This window comes from Acetobacter oryzifermentans, assembly GCF_001628715.1.
Classification (GTDB): domain Bacteria; phylum Pseudomonadota; class Alphaproteobacteria; order Acetobacterales; family Acetobacteraceae; genus Acetobacter; species Acetobacter oryzifermentans.
This window is the reverse complement of record NZ_CP011120.1, coordinates 2,551,033-2,575,209: the sequence shown is the minus strand read 5'-3', so window position 1 is coordinate 2,575,209 and position 24,177 is coordinate 2,551,033. Positions and strand designations below refer to the sequence as shown.

The following is a 24,177-nucleotide window of genomic DNA, read 5'->3' as shown; positions in this document are numbered from 1 at the left end:
ATCATGACGCAAACTGTTTCTTGTAAGCCCATGAACACCCGTCTTGACCGGCGTATGTTGCTCCGCCTGAGTGGTGTGGCCGGGTTGGGTGTTATGGCTGTTACGCTAACCGCATGCTCTGGCGGTAGCCCTTCACTTTACACATTGGCGGTTACGCCCGGCCAACCGCAACCGGGTGGCCCGCGCTTTGTAGAAGTGCGCCTACCAACCGTGGCATCTGGTCTGGATCGGGATCGGATTGTTACGGCAGATAGTGGCTATAAACTTACAGTATCTTCTGCTGATGCATGGAGTGATTCTCTGCCAGCACAGATCAGCCGCGTTATGGCGGGTGATCTGGCACAGCGCCTGCCGGGTACAGGCGTGTTTGTAGAGAATGATACAGTGGCGACAGAACCAGAGGCCTATGTGGATATGTCCATCAGCCGCTTCTCAACTGGCCCATCAGGTAATGTGGAGTTGGATGCCACGTTATCCATCCAGCCTGCTTCTGCTGGCGCTCCCGGTAAGGATGAGCAGTATTATATGCAGAACTTTACACTGCAAGGCACACAGGCCAGTGCCACCATGCCAATGGTACAGGTGTTAAGCCAGCTTCTGGGCCAATTGGCAGATGTTGCTGCGCAGCAGTTGCGCCAGCTTCCTTCCGGGCAATCTTCTGGGCGGCATACTATTGTGCGCAAGAAAGCACAGCATGGGTGATCTTGCGCGAAAGCGTGGAGAATAAAGGTTACAAAAAAAGCGGCCAACTTGGCCGCTTTTTTATTTGGTGAGAATGCTGGCTTCAGGCGGTGCCCGGGCCAAATTCCGCATCATGGTCAATAAGGGGGATAGGATATTCCCCCGTAAAGCAGGCATCGCAATAGCGGGCATCGCTCGACTGACGGTCTTTATAACCCATAGCGCGATACAACCCATCAAGCGAGATAAAGGCAAGGCTATCTACGCCAATGAGTTCCGCCATGGCTTTCAGATCATTCTGGGCGGCCAGCAACTTGCTGCGTTCTGGCGTATCAATGCCATAAAAGCAGGAATGCCGTGTGGGTGGGGAAGAAATGCGCATATGCACTTCTGTTGCACCAGCAGCCCGCACCATATCCACAATCTTGCGGGATGTGGTGCCGCGCACAATGGAATCATCCACCAGAATAACGCGCTTGCCGCTCAGAATAGGGCGGTTGGGGGAGTGTTTCATCTTCACGCCCAAATGCCGGATCTGATCTGTGGGTTCGATAAAGGTGCGGCCCACGTAATGGTTGCGGATAATGCCCAGTTCAAAAGGAATGCCGCTGGCTTCAGCATAGCCGATAGCAGAAGGCACACCAGAATCGGGCACTGGCACCACAACATCTGCATCTACATGGCTTTCGCGCGCCAGTTCGTGGCCGATCTGCTTACGCACTTCGTAAACAGGCAAGCCTTCCAGAACAGAATCAGGGCGTGCGAAGTAGATGTATTCAAACACGCAAAAGCGTGGATGCGTGTCACCAAATGGACGCAAAGAGCGGATACCGTTTTCATCAATTACAACCAGTTCGCCCGGTTCCACATCACGCACAAATTCTGCGCCGATAATGTCCAGACCACAGGTTTCTGATGCGAGCACCCAAGAAGGTTGTTTACCATCTTCAGATGGCAGCTTGCCGAGCACCAGCGGGCGCACACCCATGGGGTCTCGCACACCAATCAGCGCTTCTTCAGATAGCACAACCAACGAATATGCGCCGGTTACCCGTTTAAGCGCATCAATCAGCCGGTCTTCTACTGTTGCGTACAGAGAGATGGCAATCAGATGGATGAAAACTTCCGAATCTGTCGTGGATTGGAACAGGCAACCACGGCGGATAAGTTCGCTGCGCAGGGTGTCCGCATTGGTGAGGTTGCCGTTATGGGCAACGGCCAAGCCGCCAAACGCAAATTCAGCAAACAAAGGCTGCACGTTGCGGAGCAGCGTAGCGCCTGTTGTGGCGTAGCGGTTATGACCAATGGCGCGTGTGCCTTTAAGCGTGGCCATAACGCGGGAATCTGCAAACACATCACTGACAAGGCCAAGGCCCCGGTGAGAATGGAAGCGACGTTCCTGCGGGTCAAAACACACAATACCAGCGGCTTCTTGCCCGCGGTGTTGAAGGGCGTGCAAACCCAGAGTGGTAAGGGGGGCAGCATCCTTAGCGTTCCAGACACCAAAGACAGCACATTCTTCGTGCGGATGGTCATCATCCAGTGTCAGTGGATCAGGTAAGGAAGCAGACGGCGTGGGATGGGCGAGCATAAGCGTGCAGGGCCTCCGCAGAAGGTCAGAAACTGGCCGTATGGGATCACAAGGTGGCGTCATGACCTGTAGAAGGATTCCGCGCAACCCCTTTTGCGCTTAAATCCGGTAGATATGGCTGGATATGGGATGCACCGAGCCGGATGTAAGGGGCCAGTCGGCTATCTTCTGTCAGGGCGTCCATATCTTGGGGTTGCAAAAGCCATTGTGCGGCCATGAAGAGCACGACCACCAAAAACATCCCGCGCACAATACCAAAAAGCAGCCCAAGAAGCCGATCCAGCGCATCCAATGGTGTTGCTTTCACGATTCGGACAATAGCTGCAGAAAGCACATAGCCAGCGCACAGCACGCCCAGCAGCAGCAGAATAAAGGCGCCTATCTGCGCACCCGCAGAAGAGGTGATAAAGCGCTGCACATAGGGCAGAAAAACTGCGTGAAACCGCAGAGCTAGCACAATGGCAATGCCCCAACTGACAAAGCCTAACGCATGCCGCGTAAACCCCCGCCATGCGCCATGCAGGGCAGACAGGCCAATAATCAGCAGAGAGAGAGCATCTATGGCAGCCATGAGGGACGCTTTATGCCAATGAATGAGCGACCTGTCATGCGCTTCTGTATTTTATGGCAGCTTGCTAGTGGTGACGCGCCAAGGGCGCACAATCTTGCCGTTTCGTTTTTTTCTGTGCGGCGGTTGGTTCAGCTTCATCAGCAATTCTGCCACTTCCAGCCTACGCAGCAGTTCTGTCCATACTTCAGCCGGATCAACGTCTTGGCTTTCCCACAATTTGTGTAGGGTTTGCAGGAACAAGGCACTTTCATGCACCACATCCTGCTGCCGGTTATCTATAAACGCAGCAGTGCAGTTTGTGGCATGGAGCCCAACCTGCCGACAGAGCCGCTTGAGAGCGACGCTGGCTGGAGGAGAGGCAGGTGGGGGTGAGGTAACCATAAGGTGAATGATGCGCTGCATCTTCACCCTTGGTCAATGGTGTTAGATTGTGAAGTATTTTGCGTGCTTGTTGAGAATAACAAGGGCGGAGGTAGACTGTTCCGGATGGAGTTGATCTCCATCTGTTAGGGAAACCCCAATGCGTTCGGCATCCAGCAGGGCCAGAATGGGGTGCTGGTCTTCCAGGCGCGGGCAGGCCGGATACCCAAAGGAATAGCGAGATCCGCGATATCCCTGCTGAAGCAGCTTTTCCATATCGCGGGCATCTTCCCCAGCAAAGCCAAGTTCGGCCCGGATACGCTTGTGGGTGTATTCGGCCATGGCTTCTGCCATTTCAACGGAAAGACCGTGCAGGTACAGATAATCCTGATACCGGTTTTCCTCAAACCAATCGCGGGCGATGTCGGATGCTTTCTGGCCGACTGTTACAACTTGTAGGCCGATAACATCACGTTCTGGGTTTGATATATCGCGCACAAAGTCAGCAATACATTCGCCATCCGCTTTTGGCTGCCGTGGCAGGGTGAAACGGCAGGCTTCGGTTGTGCCGTCTTCTTCAAACAGCACCAGATCGTTGCCATCGCCGGCGGCTTTCCAGTAGCCATAAATGGCTTGCGGTTTAAGAATATTTTCTTTGGCTGTCAGATCCAGCATGCGGCGCAGGATCGGGCGCAATTCCTGCCGTGCCCAGATCAAGAAGTCATCCAAGGAGCGGCCTTGTTTACGGAAGCCCCACTGGAACTGGTAAAGTGCGCGTTCGTTCAGAAACGGCAGAACGGCTTCCGGTGTAGCTTCCAGAACGCGGGAACCCCAGAATGGCGGAACCATGGGTGGTTCATCTGCTGTCAGGCGTTCGCGCCGTGCGCGGGCTGCTGCAACATCAACAGGGCCAAAACCGCGTGTTTCTGCCGTTTCTGGCGCGCGGGCATTGGTGCGGGTGGCTTTGCCTTCACGCCGTTTTTGGATGGCGGCCAGATAATCATCAAAATTTTTCTGGCTGACCTGATCCATAAGGGTCAGGCCATCAAAAGCATCGCGCGCGTAAGCTACCCGGCCTGTGGGTGCATAGGCAGCAACACAATCTTCTTCTACATAGTTGCGGGTAAGGGCAGCGCCACCCAGCAGAACGGGTGTATCCAGCCCAGCGCGTGAAATTTCTTCCAGATTTTCACGCATGATAACGGTGGACTTCACCAACAGGCCAGACATGCCAATGGCATCGGCCTTTTCCTTGAGTGCGGCTTCGATCATGTCCTGCACAGGCACTTTGATGCCCAGATTGACAACACGGTACCCATTGTTGGTGAGAATGATATCTACAAGGTTTTTGCCGATATCGTGCACATCGCCTTTTACTGTAGCCAGCACAATTGTGCCGCGCTGCTGGCCATCTGTCCGCTCCATATGCGGTTCCAGATAGGCAACGGCGGCTTTCATGGTTTCGGCAGATTGCAGCACGAATGGTAGCTGCATTTTGCCTGCACCAAACAGTTCTCCAACCACCTTCATACCATCCAGCAGAACGGTGTTGATGATATCCAGCGGAGCCATGTTCTGCATGGCTTCTTCAAGGTCTGCTTCCAGCCCTTTTCGGTCCCCATCAACAATACGGTCTTTCAGGCGTTCTTCTGCCGTTTCAGCCCGTTTGCGCTTCACCGCATCTGCTGCCTTACGGTCTGCAAACATGGCCAGAAGTGTTTGTAATGGGTCATAATCTTCTGTGCGGCGGTCAAAAATCAGATCTTCCGCAACCTTTACCTCTTCGGGGGCAATCAGGTGCAGTGGACGGATTTTGGAAACATGCACAATAGCGGCTGTCATGCCTGCTCTGACGGCATGATCCAGATAGACCGAGTTCAACACGGCACGGGCTGCTGGGTTCAGCCCGAAGGAAATATTAGAGAGGCCTAGTACGATCTGAATATCCGGGAAGGCATCCCGAATCATTTTAATGCCCTCAAGCGTCCATTGCCCCAGTTTGCGGTCATCTTCCGCACCGGTGGCGATGGTAAAGGTGAGGGGGTCTATCATCAGGTCAGATTGTGGCAGACCGTATTTTTCGCAGGCAAATTCCACAAGGCGGCTGGCAATGCGCAGCTTGTCTTCTGGCTTGCGGGCCATGCCTTCTTCATCAATGGTCAGGGCAACAACAGCGGCACCAAACTTACGGGCCAGTGTCATGCGGTCTGAAGCAGGACCTTCACCATCTTCAAAGTTGATGGAGTTGATAATGGGCTTGCCACCATGCAGCTTGAGAGCGGCTTCAATCACCGGCGTTTCGGTGGAATCAATTACCAATGGTGCGTTTACGGATGAGGTGAAGCGTTTGATTACTTCATCCATTTCTGCACGTTCGTTATGGCCTACAAAGGCCGTGCAGATATCCAGAGCATTAGAGCCTTCTCGTATCTGTTCGCGCCCAACAGTTACACAGCCATCCCAGTCATGCGCTTCCTGAAGTTCGCGCCATTTCTTGGAGCCGTTGGCATTGCAGCGTTCCCCAATGGAGAAATAGGCGTTTTCCTGCCGGAGCGGCACCTGAGAATAAAGGCTGGCAACAGAAGGCACCCATACGGATGTGCGCGGCACAGGGGCAGGGCGCAGGCGGCCTGTTCCTTCTGCACGGCGGCGCAACATGGCATCCAGCGCTTCTGTATGCGGTGTGGAAGTGCCACAGCATCCGCCAATCAGATTTAGGCCATCTTCTGTAATAAAGCGCTCAACCCATGTAGCCATTTCTGCGGGAGTTAGGGGGTAATGGGTCTGGCCGTTTACGAGTTCAGGCAGGCCCGCATTGGGCTGGACGGAAATCAGCCGCGGCCAGTTTTCAGACAGCCATTTTACATGTTCGGCCATTTCCTGCGGGCCTGTAGCGCAGTTCAGACCCATCAGATCTACATCAAGGCTGTGAATGACTGTGGCTGCCGCAGCAATATCTGGCCCTACCAGAAGGGTGCCTGTGGTTTCTACGGTAACCTGCACAAAAATAGGCGTGGAAGCACCAAGTTCTGTACGGGCAATTTTTACACCGTTTACGGCAGCTTTAATCTGGAGTGTGTCTTGGCAGGTTTCAATTAGGATGGCATCTACGCCGCCTTCAATCAGACCGCGTGCTTGCTCTGCCAGAGCAGCTTCCAAACTATCATAATCAATATTGCCCAGAGAGGGCAGCTTGGTGCCAGGCCCCATGGAACCCAGAACATAGCGGGCGCGTCCATCGGCAAAGCTTTCTGCGGCTTCGCGCGCCAATAGGGCGGAGTTTTTGTTGATCTCACGCGTTCTATCTGTCAGCCCAAATTCGCCTAGTGTGATGGGGGAGCCACCAAACGTGTTGGTTTCCACCATATCTGCGCCAGCTTCAAAATAACCGCGGTGGATTTCACGGATAAGTTCCGGGCGTGAGAGCGTGAGAATTTCGGTGCAGTTTTCCTGCCCCCAGTAATCACGCTGGACATCCAGATCCAGCATCTGGATACGTGAGCCCATGCCTCCATCACAAAGCAGAACCTGATCACGGAGGGCATCAAGAAGAGGCAGACGAGAAGACATGGCGACCATAAAATATAAAAGGAAAGGGAAGAGTGCTTTCCCAACACCGCAAAGCACAGGGTTTCACGTTATTTCAGAGAGCAGCCCGTATGTCCACTAGCCTTATGAAGCAGAGCGCAAAGCCCAAGGATGGCCGGATAATGCTGCATGTTTGTACATCGGTGCCAGATGATGCAGCATACGGGCACAAAGATGCACTTTTACTTGTTAATACAGAAGTAACAGAAGAACAGAAGGCAAAATGGCAGCATGTCTGGCGCTGGAGCGGAGTGCTGGGGCCAGAATTGGGGCGTCATTCTGCCCAATGCGTCTGTTGTGTGGGGCAAGGAGGGCTATCGGCTTTTTTGCTGGCGCAGGCTCAACAAAGTGTTCTGGGGCGCTGCGAGCCTTATCGCTCGGTATGGGTTATATGTTGCGAAAATGAAGCACAAAAAGTGCGCAACCGGTTGCGGAAAGAAGGGTTTTTAAATTCTTTTTATCAATTTCCTGATTAAAATGGTTTCTAATTTTAGGTACTGCTTCGTTTTCTTCATGGATTTTGTGATAAACCACATAGAAAAACTTGGAGAGTGTGTCTTCTCCTGTCATAACGGCGCATGTGCCGGGCGAACAAGTCTCTGCTATATTTGTACGGTATTGCTGTTTGTTGAGTTGGTTTAACCAAAAGGGTTGTGCGTGGACCAGACTGATCATGTGCCGGAACAGGCCGGTTCTTCTTCAAATACAGAGCGCGGCCAAGGGGCTCCTGTTTCTGCACCGGTTATCAGGCTGAAAGCTGTTATTGCAGCTGCCAAGTATCACGGTCTGGAGCTGGATATCCGTGATTTTGCGGCAGAACCGGGGGAAAATACGCCATCTCCTGCAACGTTGGTGCGCTGGTTGGAAGATCAGGGTGCTGTTGCAAAGGCAATACGGATAAAGTGGCGTTATCTTGTTAAGATGGTGAACTCGCCGCCAATCGTTCTGATGTTCCGTGATGGTTCGGCAGCGTTGATGACCAACGCAACACCAGAGCGTGGTGTTGTATGGCTGCAAGATCCGCTTAAAGGGGCTGCCGTAGCCGCCGTGCCGGTGGATGAGCTGCGCTTGTCCCAAATCTGGACGGGCGATATTCTGCTTATTAAGCAGCGCAAAGGGCAATCAGAAGCCGAGGCACCAGTCAGTCTGGGTTGGCTGGCTAAGATGGTGCTGCGTGAAAAGCGCTCCTTGCGTGATATATGCATTGCATCCATGACATTGAGTTTGTTGCAAATTTTCCCCCCGCTTATTGTTATGCAGGTGGTGGACAAGGTTGTAGGCTACCATTCGATGTCGACACTTGTGTCGATTTCTGGGTTGCTGTTTATATTTTCGATTTATGAAGTTTTAATCAGTTACGCCCGACGTGAGCTGTCCTTGGTGCTCACAACGCGTATCGATTCTCGTATTTCACTGCATCTGTTTAATCGTCTTGTATCCTTGCCGTTGGAGTATTTTGAACGGCAACAGGCGGGGAACGTGCTTGGGCGTGTAATGGCCATTTATAAAGTGCGAGATTTTCTGACAGGTCGGCTGATGTCGACCTTTCTGGATTTGTTCACACTGGTTGTTATTTTGCCTTTCCTGTTCATTCTCAGTTCGACGCTGGCATGGATGACTGTGGCGTGTGCTGGCCTTATTGGTTTGATTGTGGTGGTGGCTATGGGGCCGCTGGCCAAGCTGATGGGGAATCAGCTTGCAGCAGACCGGGAACGAAGCGCCATTTTGTATGAAAGCGTGGCTGGTATTCGTACGCTGAAAACATTGGCCTTGGAGCCAATCCGCAAACAGACATGGGATGATGCTACGGCAAACGTTATCCGCTGGAAGCTTGCCGTGGGGCGTTTTTCAAACTGGCCTCAAACATTGGTTATGCCGCTAGATCTGTTTATCAGTCGTGGCATCATTCTTGTGGGTGCCTATCTGGCTCTTGTTAGCCCCGGCACAGTGGGCGTGGGCGGCTTGATTGCGTTCATGATGCTGGGTGGCCGTGTGGCTGCTCCGTTGGTTGGAGTGGCAAGGCTTATGGATGACTTCAATGAAGTCATGGCATCCTTGGGGGAAGCTGCCTCGGTGTTGAACCAGCCTACAGAAACACAAGCCCTTACAACGGGTATGCGTCCACGTATTCAGGGGGCGCTTTCCTTTGAAAATGTGAATTTTTCTTATCCAGGTTCTACCCGGCTGGCTTTGAAGGATGTAAACTTCTCAGTTCCCGCAGGCACCATGCTTGGGCTTGTTGGCCGAAGCGGCTCGGGTAAATCCACCATTACACGTCTGCTACAAGGTGTTAGCCGTTCTTATACAGGCTATCTCAAGCTGGATGGTGTTGATCTGCGTGAAATTAATCTAACCCATTTGCGCCGTTCGTTCGGGGTTGTGTTGCAGGATAACTTCCTGTTCCGTGGCACTATTCGTGATAACATTACCGCTGGCCGCCCAGGGTTTACGATAGATGATGTCGTTCACGCTGCCAGAATGGCAGGTGCTGAAGAATTTATCGAGCGGATGCCAGCAGGTTACGAAACCTTTATTGAGGAAGGTTCAACCAATATTTCTGGTGGGCAACGCCAGCGCCTTGCCATTGCGCGTGCTGTCATTACTGATCCTAAGCTAATGATTTTGGATGAAGCAACGTCTGCTTTGGATCCAGAAAGTGAAGCTTTGGTTAACGCCAACCTGGAACGGATTGGTAAAGGCCGTACCATGGTGATTGTTTCTCATCGACTATCTTCTTTGGTGAATTGTGATCAGATCTGCGTGATGGATCAGGGCGCAGTGGTTGATATTGCGCCACATGACGTTCTGCTTGAACGGTGTGATATTTATCGGACACTTTGGATGCAGCAGAACCGGCATACGGAATCTCGTGCCCAATCTGGAGATGCATCTTTGATCGCGGAAGGAGAATAATCCCATGAGCGAACAGGATGCACATATTGTGCCACAAGGTTCTTCAGGCAATAACCAGCAGCAAGAGGTAGTGCCCTCTTCGGATGATTTCCTTAAGCAGGCGGATGATCCGTATGCACCAGGGGATATGCCCGTTGCATTGTTGGAGTTTCATTCTCCAACGGCGGCGCTGGTCAATATGCCACCCACGCCCACCGCTCAGTATATGATTTGGATTATTGGCGGATTGATGCTGTTTTCCTTAATCGGGCTTACAGTGTTTCCGCTGGATCGTGTTGTTTCTACTCAAGGGCGATTGGTTTCCAGTGAAGCTTCATTGGTAATACAGCCTTTGGATACATCAATTGTGCGGTCTATTGATGTGAGGGAAGGGGATTTTGTCCATAAAGGTGATATTCTTGCGCATCTAGACCCCACGCAAACTGGTGCAGATAGTGAAAATCTGAAAACTCAGATGGATCAGTATCAAGCAGAGGTGGATCGCCTTACAGCAGAAGCTAATGGACAGACTTACAAACCCGACCTAAACAATGCTGCAACCTTGCCGCAGGGCGAAGCCTATTTGCGACGGATGGCAGAATTTGATGCTAAAGTTGAAAACTACAACAGGCAGATTGCCAGTTTGCAAAGTGATTTACAGGGTTACGTTGCAAATGCTGCAATGTATGCCGCTCGCGCAAAGGTAGCTGGTGATGTGCATACAATGCGTATGCAGTTGCAGAAGGATCAGGTAGGTAGCCGACTTTCCACTTTAAGTGCTCAGAACGATTTGATGGAAGTTGAGCGCTCACAGATTTCGGCCCAGCAGCAGGCATCTTCAACACGGAATAAACTGGCGGCTGCTATATCTGAAAAAGAAGGTTACATTCAAACGTGGAAAGCAGAGATTTATAAAGATCTGATTTCCGCGCAGCATAAGCTGTCCGAAGCCAAAGGCTCTTATCAAAAAGCTGTTTTACATAACAGTATGGTCGGGCTTAAAGCGGATGAAGATGCTGTTGTGCTTAATATTGCCAAAGTTTCAGTCGGATCTGTTGTAACGCCAGCCGAAAAAATTATGACTCTTGTGCCTGTAGGTAAGGGGCTGGAAATTGAAACTGCTATGTCCGGAGAAGATGCAGGTTTTGTGCGTCTTGGTGATAAAGCTTTGGTGAAGTTTGCGACTTTCCCTTTCCAGCAATATGGTGGTGCTGAAGCAACTGTAAAAACTATCAGTGCAGACTCTTTTGTGTCGGGTAACGGAAGTGGGCCAAGCTCAGAAGATGTTACGCCAGATAACACTTCCAAGTCCTTTTACAGAGTTCGTCTGCGGGTAGATAAATATACATTGCATAATGTGCCCAATTTCTTTCACCCACAGCCAGGTATGCCAGTTACGGCGGATATTCGTGTTGGTAAGCGTACTATCATGCAATATATGCTGAACAGCTTTGTGCCATTGATGACAAATGGTATGCGCGAACCCTGATTAGAAAGGGTGAAATATAATACTCTGAGTTGTAGAGGGTTGGTGCTTTGGTCTGGAAACTGTTTCAGAAAACGTTTGGCAAGTCGGGCAAAGATATACAAACGCGGCTTGAGCAGGCCAAAGCACAACTGGAAAACCAACCTAATGTCGCGTTCAGCCAACTGGCCGTTCTTGCACGGGAAGGATCTCCAGAGGCCGAATTTCTAGTAGGTCAATGTTATTTAACGGCAAAAGGGGCGCCGCCAGATTTGGTGGAAGGCGCACGCTGGATGCGCCGTGCTGCCCAGAATGGATGGGCGCAGGCTTCTTTTATTCTTGCAACGTTGTATCTGCATGGTCTGCCACAGGAAGTGGAAGATCAAGCACCGAAATCAATTTTTGATAATTCTGCCGAGCAAACCAAGAGAGAGCCCGATTTTATTAAAGCTGCACACTGGGCCCAGCGTGCAGCAGAGGCTGGATATGCTGATGGTCAGGCCCTGTATGGGTATATTTTAACAGCTGGCCCGGAAGAAATTCGTAATCCTGAACAGGCTTTGGATTGGTATCAAAAGGCTGCTGCCAGTGGTTGCGTGCAGGGGCATCTGGGGCTTGGTCTTGCAGCGCTTGCTAAAGCAAAAACGCAGGAAGATTATGCAGATGCCGCAGTTGAGCTAAAAAAAGCTGCTGATGGCGATATGGGTACTGCCCAATATCTTATGGGTGTTATGGCGGAACGTGGCATAGGTATTCCGCAAAACATTCCTGAATCCACACAATATTTTGCAAAAGCAGCGGAAAAGAAAGTTCGTGGTGCGCAAGCAAAATATGGTTTGGCCCTGCTTTCTGGCAAAGGCGTTGCGCGTGATACTGTGCGAGGTGAAACGTGGTTAAGGCGTGCCGCATTGGCGGGGGATGGTGAAGCCGCTGCCATTTTGGGGGATATGCACGGACGGGGAGGCGATATGCCCCCCAATTATGCAGAAGCTATTTCTTGGTATCGTTTTGCATCGGATCAGGGGCATGCAGCGTCCAGTCGTATATTAGGCAATATTTATCTGAGTGGCACGGGGGTACCAAAAGATCCGCAGGCAGCCGCGCAGTGGTTTAAAATTGCAGCAGAGCAAGGCGATAAGGAAGCTACGGCTGAATTGGGCAATCTGGCCTTGGCAGGTATTGTTCCCACAGCAGAAGCTGCCGAAGTTTTAGAATGTTATCGGAAAGCTGCGGCACAGGATGATTTTCTGGCTGCGTTTAATGTTGGTGTTGCGCTTGCCCAAGGGCTTGGCTCTCAGAAGAATGAGGAAGAGGCTCTTAAGTGGATACGTAAAGCTGCCGATAAGGTTGTAAATGCGCAGTATTGGTATGGACGTATGCTGCTAGAGGGACGCGGTGCAGAACGTAACCCTCAAGAAGGGCGGGAGTGGATGGAAAAGGCTGCTGAATCTGGTATGACCGAAGCGCAGCTTACCTATGGACACTTGCTGATTACAGGAACAGGTGGTGTAAAAGATCATCCACAGGCCCTACAGTGGTATAGAAAAGCAGCGGATTCTGGCAATGTGGATGCTATGTTCTCTATTGGCGCCATGTATGGTGGCGGGCATGAAATTCCAGAAGATTTGGTTCTGGCACGGTCATGGTTTCAGCAGGCGGCAGAAGGCGGTCATGCCCTCGCGCAGTTGATGATGGGGCGTTATCTGGCCAATGGAATTGGTGGAGACAAGAACCTGGAAGAAGCCAGATCTTGGTATCGCAAAGCAGAAAAGCAGAATATTCTGCAAGCAAGTATTGAGCTTTCCAAGCTTGGAGTTGATGAGGGCGTCAAAGCACCTTCTTAGAAAATTTCTTCAAATTTCAAAAGGTTTGGTATTTTATTTTACAGTATAATTAAGAGAGTAGGTGCATATTTATGGCAGCCCTGAAACAGTCTGAGAGTCAGCAGGCAGGGTTTGTCACGGAGGCAGACCGAACTGCGTATGAACAACGCGCAAGTGCGGCCGCACAGGAATCTTTCAGGCAGGGAAATGTTGCCTGGCAAGCAGGATCTTACGCCCTAGCGCGGGATTGGCTGGAAAGAGCGAACAGACAAGCGCGTGATAACCCACATGTTATGTTTGCGCTGATTTTGGCGCGTCAGGCAATGGGAGACAATGATGCTGCTGTTGAACTTTTAGATCAGCTTTTAGAAAAATTTGATTTTCGTGAAGGGTGGAGCCTGCGGGCAACATTAAAGCAGGCCAATGGTGTTGGGTATCAGGCTTTGCTCTCTATACGGCATTTGCTCACATATTATGCCTGCACACCAGATATAGAAAAATTGGCAACAATTATTGCACGTTTGAATGGCGTGCCCAGTTGGTATGGAGTGCGGGGGAATGGCCAAATTGTAGGGGTAGGCCTTCCAGCAAAAGGACTGCAACTGGTTGTTGATGGTCATCTAAAAAAAGCCATGCGTAAAAAGGGGGCTTGGTTTTGTCCATCAGGGTGGCAAACGGCGCATACGCTTTGCATAATGCCTGCTCAGGGCATGATTTTTCCAGATGGCGGTGTGTGTCCACAAAAAATCATGCAGTGCGAAGGATTGGTGGATGCAGGAGAAGAAGGACTGACAGGCTGGGTCTGGCTGCCGCATGATTCCGATAACGCGCCTCTTTTGAACATTCTAGATGCAAAAACAAATAAGAAAATTCTAACATTTTCCGCAGAAGATTTTTGTGATTCTGTGAGTTCAAAACAACCATTAGCGCGATATAGGGCGTTCACAGTTTCTTTTTCTGCATTGCCAGAAGGTCCGGTAAGGGTGGTGGGGCCTGATGGAAAAGATCTAGCCGGGAGTCCGATAGATCCGGATATGCTGCGTTCTGGGGTTAGCCAGATTGCACACTACATAGCAGAGCAGACCAAAGGGAAAGATCTGTCTCAATCATGCGTGTCTGTTCCAAAAATTATACCTATTCCAGTTATGGAAGATGGCGGCGCACAACCAAAGGTTTTGGGTGATACTGCTGGAACCGTTGTTGTTATTACAGTTTTTAAAAATGCTATGCTTACTTTAGCATGTTTGCATAGTGTGCGAGCAAGTCTGAAACCAAAAGACGCTGTGCACGTTTGGGTGGTGAATGATGCATCCCCGGAGCCAGATTTGGTCACCTCTGTTTCAGTTTTTTGTCAGCAGGCAGGTTTCCGGTATCTGGAAAGGGCGCGCAATGGTGGATTCCCATGTGCGGTAAACGAAGCGCTTCGTCATCTCATTGCGCATGATGCTGTCTTGCTGAATAGCGATACATTGGTGGCAGAAGGATGGCTGGAAGCATTACGCAAAATTGCCTATGCAGCAGCAGATACAGGAACAGTAACGCCGCTTTCTAATGATGCCAGTATTTTTTCCTATCCAGATAAAAACGGTGCAAATCCGGTACCGGATCAGGAAGAAACAGATATGTTCATGCAAATGGCACAGGCAGCCAATAGGGGGCGTGCTGTAGAAGTGCCCACGGCTCATGGTTTTTGCATGTATATTCGCCATGACTGTTTGCAGCAGACCGGGTTGCTCCGTGAGGATGTGTTTGCACAAGGCTATGGTGAAGAAAACGATTTTTGTATGCGTGCCCGTGCTCTTGGGTGGAAGCATATGGTTGCTTCCGGTGTTTTTGTGGCGCATGTGGGTAGCAGTTCGTTTGGAGAAAGTGGCAGCCCCTTAATGGTGCGGAACCAAAAGGTTCTGGAGCAATTGCATCCTGGGTATCATGATTACGTTGCGCGCTGGATGGCGGCAGATCCACTTTTTCCAGAACGCAGGCGCCTTGATCTTGTTCGTTTTAGAAGTGCCAGGGCAGAAGATTTTTCAGATCAAGCCGTCTTGTTGGTCACACATGCCGTAGGTGGTGGTGTGGAAAAGGTGGTGCAAGAGCGCATAGCCTTTTGGTGTGACCGGAAAATACGCCCACTTATCTTACGTCCATCTGAGCAGGGATGTGTGCTGGAAGATGGGGGGAGCTCAGCAAAATATCCTTCCTTATATTTTACGTTTGCCAAGGAGATGGCGCTTTTGCTGCGTCTCTTACATGCAGAAGGCGTGGGACGAATTGAGTTCCATCAAACTGCCGGGCATGATCAGCAAGTTATGGACCTGCCTGCACGTTTGAAATGCGCATATGATGTGTTTGTGCATGATTATATCTGGTTTTGCCCGCGTATTTCATTAATGGGGTGGGAAAATCGTTATTGCGGTGAACCCGATGTGGCCACATGTGAAGTGTGCGTGACGGTGCTAGGGCGGCGCGTGGATGATACGCTGAGTGTTGCGGCCTATCGTAAAGCGGCACATATTTTTCTAAAAAAAGCAGAGCAGGTTTTTGTGCCCTCGCGCGATACAGGGCGAAGGATGCAAAAATATTTTTCTGATGTCCGTTTTTCTGTGCGAAGGCTGGAAAAAGACAGCTTTTTAAAAAAGCAATTTCAGTTTCCAGTTCAGGTTGAACGTAAAACAGCACAAGCAAGTGCATTTTTGGCGCAAGGTCTTAAACGCACTGCACCGCGTATTCGGGTGTGTGTTGTGGGTGGAATAGGGCCAGAAAAAGGGTATGACATTTTGCTCGCACTGGCAGTGGATGCTGCTTTGCGCGATTTGCCGCTGGAGTTTGTGGTTGTAGGCCATACACGTGATGATGCGCGATTGTTAAAAACAGAACGTATTTTTGTAACAGGTGAGTTCCAAAAAGAGGATGTTGTTTCCTTAATTCATGCAGTAGATGCGGACATCGCTTTGCTTCCGTCTGTATGGCCGGAAACATGGTGTTTTGCTTTGGGAGATATCTGGAAAGCCGGATTGCATGTTGTTGCATTTGATCTGGGAGCCCCAGCAGAGCGCATTCGTTCCACAGGATTGGGAAGCGTGGTACCGTTTGGTATTTCCATACAGGAGTTGAATAAGAAATTACTGGAAAAGGGGAAAGAGATGGAGAAAAAAAGAAGGCTTTCGCTTACCTAACTCTTTCTTTACTTACCGGTGTTTTTTTGTTTTACAGTTTAGCTGAAAATTTAGGATGGAAGAGGTTTTATGTCTCAGGCAAGCCAGCAGCGGATTACTGATCTGAAAGTCACAGGTCATCTGATGACACTCCAGACCGGTCTGTTCTGCATCAGCCATGCAGCAGGTCAGCAGCCGCCAACATCTGCCGGTTTGCCTGGGGTTCGTGTTTCTCTTTCTCCTGTTTCTGCTCCGGGCAATGTGCAGATTGTCACGTTTGAGCAAGATGGCTGGATGGGCGGCAGAAACAATGCTGCATTGGTACGTGTGCGGCGTGGCCCAGCACAGGTGATGATCACTATTTATCAGGAAATGAACACGCGGCATGATGCACCGCGTTTGCAAGTGATTCAGCTAAGTGCGGAATCTGATCCGTTGCCCGTTCCTGCAACTGCTGCTGTACCTGTAGCACCTGAAGGAGCCGCTGCTGCTCCAAAAGAAACAGCACCCGCAGAAGCTGCGCTGGCCCAGAAGCCAGAAATTGGGGCCCATATCCAACGGCGTGGTGATGTTACCGGTATCCTTGGTGAATGGATGGGTGTGCCGGGTAGCCAGGCATGGATTGAAGGTTTTGGTATCGCACCCGCTCATCTCATTCAGTCTGATGATATTGAATATCAGGCTGTTCTGGGTAAAGGGTGGCTCTCTCCGTGGGTAGAAGGTGGCCAGTATTGTGGCAGCCGCGGAATGGCATTGCCTATTTTGGGTTTGTGTGTGCGCCTGAAAGGTGCTGCGGCTAAAAAATTCATTTGCCAAGTTACAGCCAGCTTTACGGATGGCACCAAAATTGGGCCTGTTGATAACGGTGAACCCGTAGAAGCTGATAGCCTTGCACCATTAGAAGCTTTCCTTGTTGAAATTCTTCCGCGTGATGCAGAAAGTAAAGCCAAGCGGGGTGGGCGTAAACGGAAGCAGAATGCCGCAGAAGACTTGGCCGCTCTGTTGGAAGAAGAAATAGAAGAACTGGAAGCTGAAGTTCTGGAAGAGGCAGCCGAACTTCTTGAGGAAGAAGACCTTGAAGAAGAAATAGAAGATGATGCTGAAGAGGAAATTCTGGTTAAACCAGTAAGGCGCGCAGCCAAACCTCAGCCTCGTCGTGCTTCTTCTACCGCTCAGAAAGCGGCAAAGCCTAAAGCAGCAGGGCGCGGTGGCGCACGTGGGCGCAAGCCTTCCCGCCGTTAAATATGTAGGAACAGGCCCGGTTGAAATATCGGGCCTGTTTTTTATTTGTGATTAGAGCAGCACGCAGGTGCAGGTTTGAAATACCTTTTTATCCATCAAAATTTTCCCGGCCAGTATCTGCACATTGTGCGCCATCTGGTGCAAAACGGTGATAACGAAGTTGTTTTCATTAGTGAAGATAATCAAAACGCCATTAAGGGTGTGCGCCGGGTAAGGTACCGTATGCCCCGTGGGGCTGCGGCACAGGCTCATCTGGCCGTGCGCGAGTTGGATATGGGAATGGTGCGGGCCAATGAAGTGGAAAAAGCCGCTCGCACCCTCAAAAACCTAGGATTTCAGCCTGATATTATTATCGGCCACCACGGGTGGGGAGAACTGCTGAATATTCAGGATGTGTACCCTGATGTGCCTGTCTTGGGGTATTTTGAGTTCTATTATCATACAGAACCTGGGTTTGATGTTGGGTTTGATCCAGAATTTCCGCTTCGGCCTCAAATGTTGCCTATTGTGCGAGCCAAGAACGCCATTAACTTATTGGCTCTTACTGGCCCCAGCTATGGCCAGACGCCTACTGATTTCCAGAAAAGCGCTTACCCAGCATGGGCCGCAGACAAAATTACCGTGCTGCGTGAAGGTGTAGATCTGGAGACCTGTAAACCAGATCCCAAACTTGCAAAAAAGATATTCAAGCTGGGTGATATCAAAATTTCACCTAAGAACAAGCTGATTACCTATGTTTCGCGCGATCTGGAGCCTTATCGCGGCTTCCATGTGTTTATGCGTGCGCTTCCCCAAATTTTGGAAGAAGAACCCAACGCGCATGTCATTATGGTTGGGGGAGATGGTGTGAGTTACGGCGCACCGCTGGCATCTGGTTGTTGGCGGGAGAAAATGCTTCAGGAGTTGGAAGGGCAACTGGATTTAAGCCGGGTACACTTTGCTGGTAAAGTTGATTACCCAGATTTTCTGCGTCTTCTACAACGTTCAGATGCGCATGTTTATCTCACATATCCTTTTGTGGCTTCGTGGTCTCTGCGCGAGGCAATGGCTATGGGGTGCGCTATTGTTGGAAGCGCGACAGCCCCAGTACAGGAATTTCTGACAGATCAGGAAACGGCTGTGCTGGTGCCGTTTACAGAACCAGACAAAATTGCCGATGGTGTGTTGGAACTGCTGAATAATAAGCCGCTGGCAACCCGTTTGCGTCGCGCAGTTAGAGAAAAAGCTGAACAAACTCTGTGTATCAAGTCGTATCTGGCTGAATATGAAGCGCTTATTGCGCGTTTGATTGCAACGCACAGAGCTGAGGCTAGTCTTTCTTATTCTGAAGAATTGGAAGAAACACAAAAGCCAGCAAAGCCTGTAAGAAAGCCAGTGTCTCGTCGTGCTGCCAGTAAAACTGTTGCTGCACGCACTACCAAAAAAGCAGCGCCTTCTGTTGCGGCAAAAACAATACGTCCTGTGGCTCAGAAAGTAGCCGCAAAACCGCGCAAAACTGCTTCAGTTAAAAAGCGGGGTTAGAAGCCCAACCCGATATAACCAGAAATTACGCGTAAGTGGTTGTATCGGGCAGCTTTGTTACTGCGTGGATGGAATGGACAGATTAACTTGGTCTGCCAGTTGAATAACCAGATTACGCATTAAGGATGCTGTATCCGCATCCGTAGAAACAGACCCGGTAGCTGTAAGATGCGCACGGTTACGAATAAGCGGCTTTTTAGGATCCCGTGGGATAACGGCCCAGTTTGCATCCAAGACCGCCTGCCCATCTACATTCACATCAAAACGAGAAACGTTGATCTGAACGCGCATATTGGCTGCATCGGCCAATGGCTGATCTGTAATCAGTTCGTTGGGGTGGGATGATGCAATTTCGTTGGTCACCAAATCCGTAATGCCGAGAGAGAGCCGTGTTGCCCAGCGTGAGCGCGGGCTACGAATAACTTCTTCTCCCTGCCGGGTGATCATATCCTGGCTATCAAGATAATCAGGCAGTACCGTGCGGCTAATTTCTATGGTGGTCAAGCGGGTAGAAAGGTGCGGCTGCTGAACGTCCCGGTCTCCCGGCATGCCAAGTGTGTAAAGCCGGAGGGGAGGAGAGGCGCAGCCTGCAAGCAGGGTACAGGCTCCCAAAAAAGCCAGAGCAATACGGCGAGGAGGAAACATCATGGGCGGCGTCCCATCAGCAGAAGTTGCGGGTTACGTTCCACATCGCTGGCGAAGCCACGTAGGGAGGCCGCCGCAGCAGCAATATCTCGCAGTGAGGCATCCAGATTTGCTCGGTCGATAGAACGTGGTGAGAGAATATCCTGCAAGGAATCCAGAGTTTTTGTAGCAGAGGCCAACGTTGCGTGCAGATCTTTGCCGCGTGCATCAAGTTGCGTATTTCCGGTGTCCATCAGCTTGTCCATTTTCAGGAGCGTTACATCCAGCTTGGCTTGTAGATCCTTAATGGCATCGGTTGCGGCCTGTACCGTCTCGTGGGAGCGATCTGCTGTTTCCTTTACGCTGGAAATCAACGGCGGCAGATCATCACGCAGATGATCGCTTAGGGATGTAATAGACAGCAGAGCCAGATCTGCATGGTGGCTGATATCCTTGATCGGAATCTGGCCGATAGTGTCCTTCAGCTTTTCCATAGTGGAAAGACGCACAGGAATTTCCGGCAAGTCGGTAATGCGTGGGTGTAAAACGGGTGTGACGGATTTATCAAAATCCAGTTCAATATTGGATTGGCCCGTTACAAAGCTTTGCAGGTTCAGTTCAGCGCGGAGTCCGTTGCTGATCATTTCCTGAATGCTCACTTTTGTGCCCCCCGGCACATCCCGCACTACATGAATCTGATCTGGCTCCAGCGTAAGCACAACAGGGATGTAAGCTTTACGGTCTTGCGGATCAAAACGCAGCGTAATGTTTTTAACTGTTCCAACCTTAACGCCGCGGAAATTTACAGGCGCACCCACAGAAAGACCGGTGATAGAGTTCTGGAACACAACAGCGGCTTCACGCGAGGGTGTGAAAAAGCGCATGTGCCCAAAAGCCATAATAATGAACAGGCCCAGCAAGCCGCCAAGGATCACAAACGCGCCGATCAGAGTTTTCCGGTTTGTGCTTTGAGACATGCCGCTCAGCCTTCTGTCTTATCTGCGGAGGGAATAGAGGCAGATCGGTTCATAAACGCCGTTACCTCTGGAATCTTGCAGGTGTCATGCAATGCGCGCGGTGAACCATGCGCAATGGGTGTGTGTGTTTTGGCATCTAAAAAGATGCCATCGTCTGCAATGGCAAACAGGCTGGGCAGTTCATGGCTGACAATCATAATGGTTGCCCCCAGCCCATCCCGTAATGTCAGGATCAGATCATCCAGCCGGGCAGACGTAATGGGGTCTAGCCCTGCGGAGGGTTCATCAAAAAACAGGATATCGGGCTCCAGAGCAATGGCGCGCGCAAGCCCTGCGCGTTTGCACATGCCGCCGGAGATTTCAGAGGGGAACAGATCAATCGCCTGTTCCATACCAACAAACCCGAGTTTTAATTCCACCAACCGCCGAATGGTGTCAGGCTTGAGTGAGGTGAACATTTCCAAGGGCAGGGCTACATTTTCCCCTACCGTCATGGAACTCCATAAAGCACCACTCTGAAACAGTACACCGTAACGATGGTTAATATCAGTGCGACGGTTATCTGATTGCGCCCAGTAATCTTCCCCATCTACCAGAATCTGCCCGGCAGTTGGTCGTAGCAGCCCGATCATGCTTTTAAGCAGCGTGCTTTTGCCGCAGCCTGAACCACCCATGATGGCAAAGATGGAGCCACGTTTCAGATCAAAGGAAACATTTTGCTGAATGATCTTGGGGCCGAACGATAATTGCAGATCGCGAACGGAAATAAGGGTTTCTGCATCAGACATCATCAGATTCCAAGCGCGTTGGCTATCACGGCAAAAATGGCATCCATGGCAATAATACCCACAATGCCAATAACCACAGCGCGTGTGGCGGCAATGCCAACATCAGCCGCACTGCGTCCGGCTTTTAAGCCTACACGGCAAGCTGCCAGTGCAATAAAGCTGGCGAAAAAGAAGGATTTGATAAACCCGAAGATAAATTCCTTCAGCTCCACACCATCAAAGGTGGAAATCCAATAGCCGATGGGGGAAACATCCATCATGCTCATGGAAACGGCAAAGCCACCAAAAATCGCAACAATAGTGCCATATAGATAGAGCAGCGGCATCATGAGCGCGAGAGAGACAATGGATGGCAGCAGAATGTAACTGGAGATGGGAATGCCAAACACCTGTAGGGCATCAATTTCTTCGTTGCCTAGCATGGTGGAAATGCGGGCTGCGTAAGCACCGCCAGTTCGGCCCGCCATGATAATAGCAGTCATGATAGCAGAAATTTCACGCGCGCAGGCAATGCCTACCAAGTCTGTAACGTAAATTTCCGCAGCAAATTTCCGCAGTTCTACCAGTCCAACAAAAGCCAGAATGGCACCCACCAAAAAGTTGACGATGCCGACAATCAGCAAGGCATCTGGCCCAGCATTCCAGATATCCAGCAACAGGTCTTTCATGCGCATGGCACTTTTGCCACGCACAGCCTGTGCGGCACCTTTGGCGGTATCTAATGCCAGCTCACTTACTGTGCCTGTTTCGGTCAACCCATTCAGGGTCATATCACCTACACGCGCAAAAATACCTTCGTTGTTGCGCGGAGGTTGTGCAGGCTCGGCAGGTGCATCGGGTAAAAGGGCGAGAAGCCTTTGCGCGGGAGCCGGAAGGTTTTGCTCATCAAAATGAAGCTGTGCCTTGCTGGCGGCCTGTTTGACATCCCACAAAAAGGCAACAAAAGCCGAATCCCAGTTTTTTAAACCGGTTGTATTAATATGGAGGGTATGGCCCGGCTCTATCGGCAGTTTATCTTGCGGGAAGGGGGTTGCGCCCCCTGCCTGAACTGTCCAAGCCCCTTCAACGTTCAAACATACACCATCTGCCGTGTTCTGGAGAGACCACGAAGGGGTGTCGGGAGTCTTGTGAAGACCGGAAGAGGAAGATTGATCAACCATAATTTGGTGGCGACATTACGGCACAGGCAAGCCTATGACCAGCCCCCTTGGTTCATACATGCTAGAAGTGGCAAACCTTGGGTTTGCCTTGGTTTAAGAACAATAACTTGGTCGGCAGTCCTTTTTAACAGGCCAGCGTTGCGCCTGATGGCAACATTGCACGGCATGGCAGCCTTCGGCTACATGCACCCCCAGATGGAGTGCACACTCCATTATAAGTTGTACTAACGCAAAAACCTTTTGGCTGAGCCGTTCATGGCTGCTGCATGGTATTTGATGAATCGCATACGGGAGTTTTCATGCGACGCAGACGTGGGCGGCCACTTAATGGCTGGCTTATAGTAGACAAGCCTTCCGGCATGACATCAACACAGGTAGTGGGGCGCGCCAAACGGCTGTTTGATGCGCAAAAAGTTGGGCATGGCGGCACACTGGACCCACTGGCGACGGGTTTGCTGCCACTGGCTTTTGGTACCGCTACAAAAACCGTGCCTTACGTGATGGATGGAACCAAGGTGTACCGCTTCACTCTTAAAATGGGTGAAGCGCGAGATAGCGATGATGCCGATGGCAATGTTATTGGTACATCTGATGTGCGGCCTTCTGATGAAGAACTGCGAGCAGCCTTACCCGCGCTTACGGGTGATATCATGCAGGTACCTCCCGTTTTTTCTGCTTTGAAAGTGGGGGGAGAGCGTTCTTACGATATGGCGCGAGAAGGTCGTCCGCCGGAATTGCCGCCGCGGCCCGCACGCGTAGATCGGTTTGAACTGATTGAGCGGCCAGATCGGGATACAGCAGTGTTTGAAGTCGAATCCGGCAAGGGCGTTTATATGCGTGCGCTGGCGCGTGATGTGGCTTTGGCATGCGGAACAGTGGGACATATTACCGTGCTGCGCCGCCTGCGTGTGGGGCCTTTTACAGAAGCCGATGCGATTGTGCTGGACAAAATCACCCCAAACGACGACAACGCCCATGCTTCACCGGAACTTCTGCGTCCGGTCTCGACCGCGCTGGCCGACATCCCGGCGCTGGCCTTGACACAGGATGAAGCGGTTCTGCTACGGCACGGGCAAGCTCTCGGCCTTGTTGATCTGATGGGGCGTATCCCACAGACCGCCGAGGAGGGGGGCGTTGTGCGTGTTATGGACGGTGAGCACGTGCTGGGTATTGGCCGCCTGGAAGACGGGTGGTTGAAGCCGGTACGGATTCTCTAAAACCTGATATGTTTTTTGATGGAGACATGTGATGTCGATTACTGCTGAACGTCGCACGCAAGTTATTGCTGAATACCAGACTGCACCGGGTGATACGGGCTCCCCGGAAGTGCAGGTGGCGATCCTGACCGAACGGATTAACAACCTGACCGAACATCTGAAGACTCACGCGAAGGACTTCCATTCTCGCCGTGGTCTGCTGATTCTCGTTGGTCGTCGCCGCAGCATGCTGGACTACCTGAAGGGCAAGAGCCAGACGCGTTATGAAACGCTGATTGGCCGCTTGGGCCTGCGCCGCTAAAAACGGCTCAACGGGCGGGAAGAGGGGGTGTGTAGGCATGATCTCTCTTCCCGTTCGGAATTTTCGCTAGCACTTGTTTGCTGGCGTCACCATATTGGATACAGCCACAGGTTTTGCATCAGGGCGTTTCGTGCCCGGTAAGCCACGGCGTTTCCGACCACATGGCGCCTGGGAGGTTTGTTCCGCCAGTCACCATGCCGTCCGAGGCGCTGTCCGCCCAGCCG

General features: G+C 51.2%; 18 protein-coding genes. 10 read left to right on the top strand and 8 right to left on the bottom strand.

Features of this window, described 5'->3' with window-relative positions:
* Positions 1–3 precede the first annotated feature (3 nt).
* A complete protein-coding gene (locus tag WG31_RS12150; RefSeq protein WP_006115393.1) occupies positions 4–702 on the top strand; it encodes a PqiC family protein in 699 nt (232 codons plus the stop codon).
* A gap of 82 nt (positions 703–784) precedes the next feature.
* Here the strand turns inward: WG31_RS12150 and purF are convergent, their stop codons facing one another.
* The 4 genes from purF to metH are packed head-to-tail and all read right to left on the bottom strand — an operon-like array spanning position 785 to position 6,773.
* Entirely contained in the window at positions 785–2,272 is a 1,488-nt protein-coding gene (gene purF, locus WG31_RS12145) for an amidophosphoribosyltransferase (RefSeq protein WP_063354685.1), read from the bottom strand.
* A gap of 46 nt (positions 2,273–2,318) precedes the next feature.
* Entirely contained in the window at positions 2,319–2,843 is a 525-nt protein-coding gene (locus tag WG31_RS12140; RefSeq protein ID WP_063354684.1) for a CvpA family protein, read from the bottom strand.
* Positions 2,844–2,894: 51 nt separating this feature from the next.
* Complete coding sequence (locus WG31_RS12135; protein ID WP_063354978.1) at positions 2,895–3,245, bottom strand: hypothetical protein; 351 nt, start codon at positions 3,243–3,245, stop codon at positions 2,895–2,897.
* Positions 3,246–3,266: 21 nt separating this feature from the next.
* Positions 3,267–6,773, bottom strand: coding sequence for a methionine synthase (gene metH / locus WG31_RS12130; RefSeq protein ID WP_063354683.1), 3,507 nt, complete (start codon positions 6,771–6,773; stop codon positions 3,267–3,269).
* An 89-nt stretch (positions 6,774–6,862) separates the two neighbouring features.
* Here metH and WG31_RS12125 point away from each other — a divergent pair, with 89 nt between their 5' ends.
* The 7 genes from WG31_RS12125 (at position 6,863) to WG31_RS12095 (ending at position 18,886) form a co-directional block, all read left to right on the top strand.
* A complete protein-coding gene (locus tag WG31_RS12125) occupies positions 6,863–7,267 on the top strand; it encodes a hypothetical protein (protein ID WP_209439349.1) in 405 nt (134 codons plus the stop codon).
* A 181-nt stretch (positions 7,268–7,448) separates the two neighbouring features.
* Positions 7,449–9,704, top strand: a complete 2,256-nt coding sequence (locus WG31_RS12120) for a peptidase domain-containing ABC transporter (protein ID WP_081461405.1) — start codon at positions 7,449–7,451, stop codon at positions 9,702–9,704.
* Between the two features lie 4 nt (positions 9,705–9,708).
* Positions 9,709–11,172, top strand: coding sequence for an HlyD family type I secretion periplasmic adaptor subunit (locus tag WG31_RS12115; protein WP_006115386.1), 1,464 nt, complete (start codon positions 9,709–9,711; stop codon positions 11,170–11,172).
* A 47-nt stretch (positions 11,173–11,219) separates the two neighbouring features.
* Entirely contained in the window at positions 11,220–12,992 is a 1,773-nt protein-coding gene (locus WG31_RS12110; RefSeq protein WP_063354682.1) for a tetratricopeptide repeat protein, read from the top strand.
* A 65-nt stretch (positions 12,993–13,057) separates the two neighbouring features.
* The gene (locus WG31_RS12105) at positions 13,058–16,144 is read left to right on the top strand and encodes a glycosyltransferase (protein ID WP_082823212.1); all 3,087 of its coding nucleotides are present in this window, start codon (positions 13,058–13,060) and stop codon (positions 16,142–16,144) included.
* A 69-nt stretch (positions 16,145–16,213) separates the two neighbouring features.
* Positions 16,214–17,365, top strand: coding sequence for a hypothetical protein (locus WG31_RS12100; protein ID WP_063354680.1), 1,152 nt, complete (start codon positions 16,214–16,216; stop codon positions 17,363–17,365).
* 75 nt (positions 17,366–17,440) lie between these two features.
* Positions 17,441–18,886 carry a glycosyltransferase family 4 protein gene (locus WG31_RS12095; RefSeq protein WP_063354679.1) on the top strand — a complete coding sequence of 482 codons (1,446 nt, stop codon included), beginning with the start codon at positions 17,441–17,443 and terminating at the stop codon, positions 18,884–18,886.
* 57 nt (positions 18,887–18,943) lie between these two features.
* Here the strand turns inward: WG31_RS12095 and WG31_RS12090 are convergent, their stop codons facing one another.
* The 4 genes from WG31_RS12090 to WG31_RS12075 are packed head-to-tail and all read right to left on the bottom strand — an operon-like array spanning position 18,944 to position 22,435.
* Positions 18,944–19,531 carry a PqiC family protein gene (locus WG31_RS12090; protein ID WP_170315283.1) on the bottom strand — a complete coding sequence of 196 codons (588 nt, stop codon included), beginning with the start codon at positions 19,529–19,531 and terminating at the stop codon, positions 18,944–18,946.
* Positions 19,531–20,487 (bottom strand): MlaD family protein, encoded by a 957-nt coding sequence (locus tag WG31_RS12085; RefSeq protein ID WP_006115381.1) that lies wholly within the window; start codon positions 20,485–20,487, stop codon positions 19,531–19,533. Before WG31_RS12085 ends, WG31_RS12090 begins: the two co-directional genes overlap by 1 nt.
* A gap of 5 nt (positions 20,488–20,492) precedes the next feature.
* Positions 20,493–21,278 (bottom strand): ABC transporter ATP-binding protein, encoded by a 786-nt coding sequence (locus tag WG31_RS12080; RefSeq protein ID WP_006115380.1) that lies wholly within the window; start codon positions 21,276–21,278, stop codon positions 20,493–20,495.
* Positions 21,278–22,435 carry an MlaE family ABC transporter permease gene (locus tag WG31_RS12075; protein WP_063354678.1) on the bottom strand — a complete coding sequence of 386 codons (1,158 nt, stop codon included), beginning with the start codon at positions 22,433–22,435 and terminating at the stop codon, positions 21,278–21,280. The genes WG31_RS12080 and WG31_RS12075 overlap by 1 nt, the downstream gene beginning before the upstream one ends.
* A gap of 299 nt (positions 22,436–22,734) precedes the next feature.
* On the opposite strand from WG31_RS12075, the gene truB reads away from it, so the two are divergent.
* Together truB and rpsO are read left to right on the top strand one after the other, a co-directional pair.
* Positions 22,735–23,652 carry a tRNA pseudouridine(55) synthase TruB gene (gene truB, locus WG31_RS12070; RefSeq protein WP_063354976.1) on the top strand — a complete coding sequence of 306 codons (918 nt, stop codon included), beginning with the start codon at positions 22,735–22,737 and terminating at the stop codon, positions 23,650–23,652.
* 31 nt (positions 23,653–23,683) lie between these two features.
* A complete protein-coding gene (gene rpsO / locus WG31_RS12065; protein ID WP_014457520.1) occupies positions 23,684–23,953 on the top strand; it encodes a 30S ribosomal protein S15 in 270 nt (89 codons plus the stop codon).
* Positions 23,954–24,177: the final 224 nt, after the last annotated feature.

Bases quoted from the DNA above. Each gene is read 5' to 3' on its own strand.
- WG31_RS12125 (WP_209439349.1), top strand. From the start codon at position 6,863: ATGTCCACTAGCCTTATGAAGCAGAGCGCAAAGCCCAAGGATGGCCGG.
- truB (WP_063354976.1), top strand. From the start codon at position 22,735: ATGCGACGCAGACGTGGGCGGCCACTTAATGGCTGGCTTATAGTAGAC.
- WG31_RS12090 (WP_170315283.1), bottom strand. From the start codon at position 19,531: ATGTTTCCTCCTCGCCGTATTGCTCTGGCTTTTTTGGGAGCCTGTACC.
- WG31_RS12100 (WP_063354680.1), top strand. From the start codon at position 16,214: ATGTCTCAGGCAAGCCAGCAGCGGATTACTGATCTGAAAGTCACAGGT.
- metH (WP_063354683.1), bottom strand. From the start codon at position 6,773: ATGTCTTCTCGTCTGCCTCTTCTTGATGCCCTCCGTGATCAGGTTCTG.
- WG31_RS12115 (WP_006115386.1), top strand. From the start codon at position 9,709: ATGAGCGAACAGGATGCACATATTGTGCCACAAGGTTCTTCAGGCAAT.
- WG31_RS12135 (WP_063354978.1), bottom strand. From the start codon at position 3,245: ATGCAGCGCATCATTCACCTTATGGTTACCTCACCCCCACCTGCCTCT.
- rpsO (WP_014457520.1), top strand. From the start codon at position 23,684: ATGTCGATTACTGCTGAACGTCGCACGCAAGTTATTGCTGAATACCAG.
- WG31_RS12150 (WP_006115393.1), top strand. From the start codon at position 4: ATGACGCAAACTGTTTCTTGTAAGCCCATGAACACCCGTCTTGACCGG.
- WG31_RS12075 (WP_063354678.1), bottom strand. From the start codon at position 22,435: ATGGTTGATCAATCTTCCTCTTCCGGTCTTCACAAGACTCCCGACACC.
- WG31_RS12085 (WP_006115381.1), bottom strand. From the start codon at position 20,487: ATGTCTCAAAGCACAAACCGGAAAACTCTGATCGGCGCGTTTGTGATC.
- purF (WP_063354685.1), bottom strand. From the start codon at position 2,272: ATGCTCGCCCATCCCACGCCGTCTGCTTCCTTACCTGATCCACTGACA.
- WG31_RS12080 (WP_006115380.1), bottom strand. From the start codon at position 21,278: ATGATGTCTGATGCAGAAACCCTTATTTCCGTTCGCGATCTGCAATTA.
- WG31_RS12140 (WP_063354684.1), bottom strand. From the start codon at position 2,843: ATGGCTGCCATAGATGCTCTCTCTCTGCTGATTATTGGCCTGTCTGCC.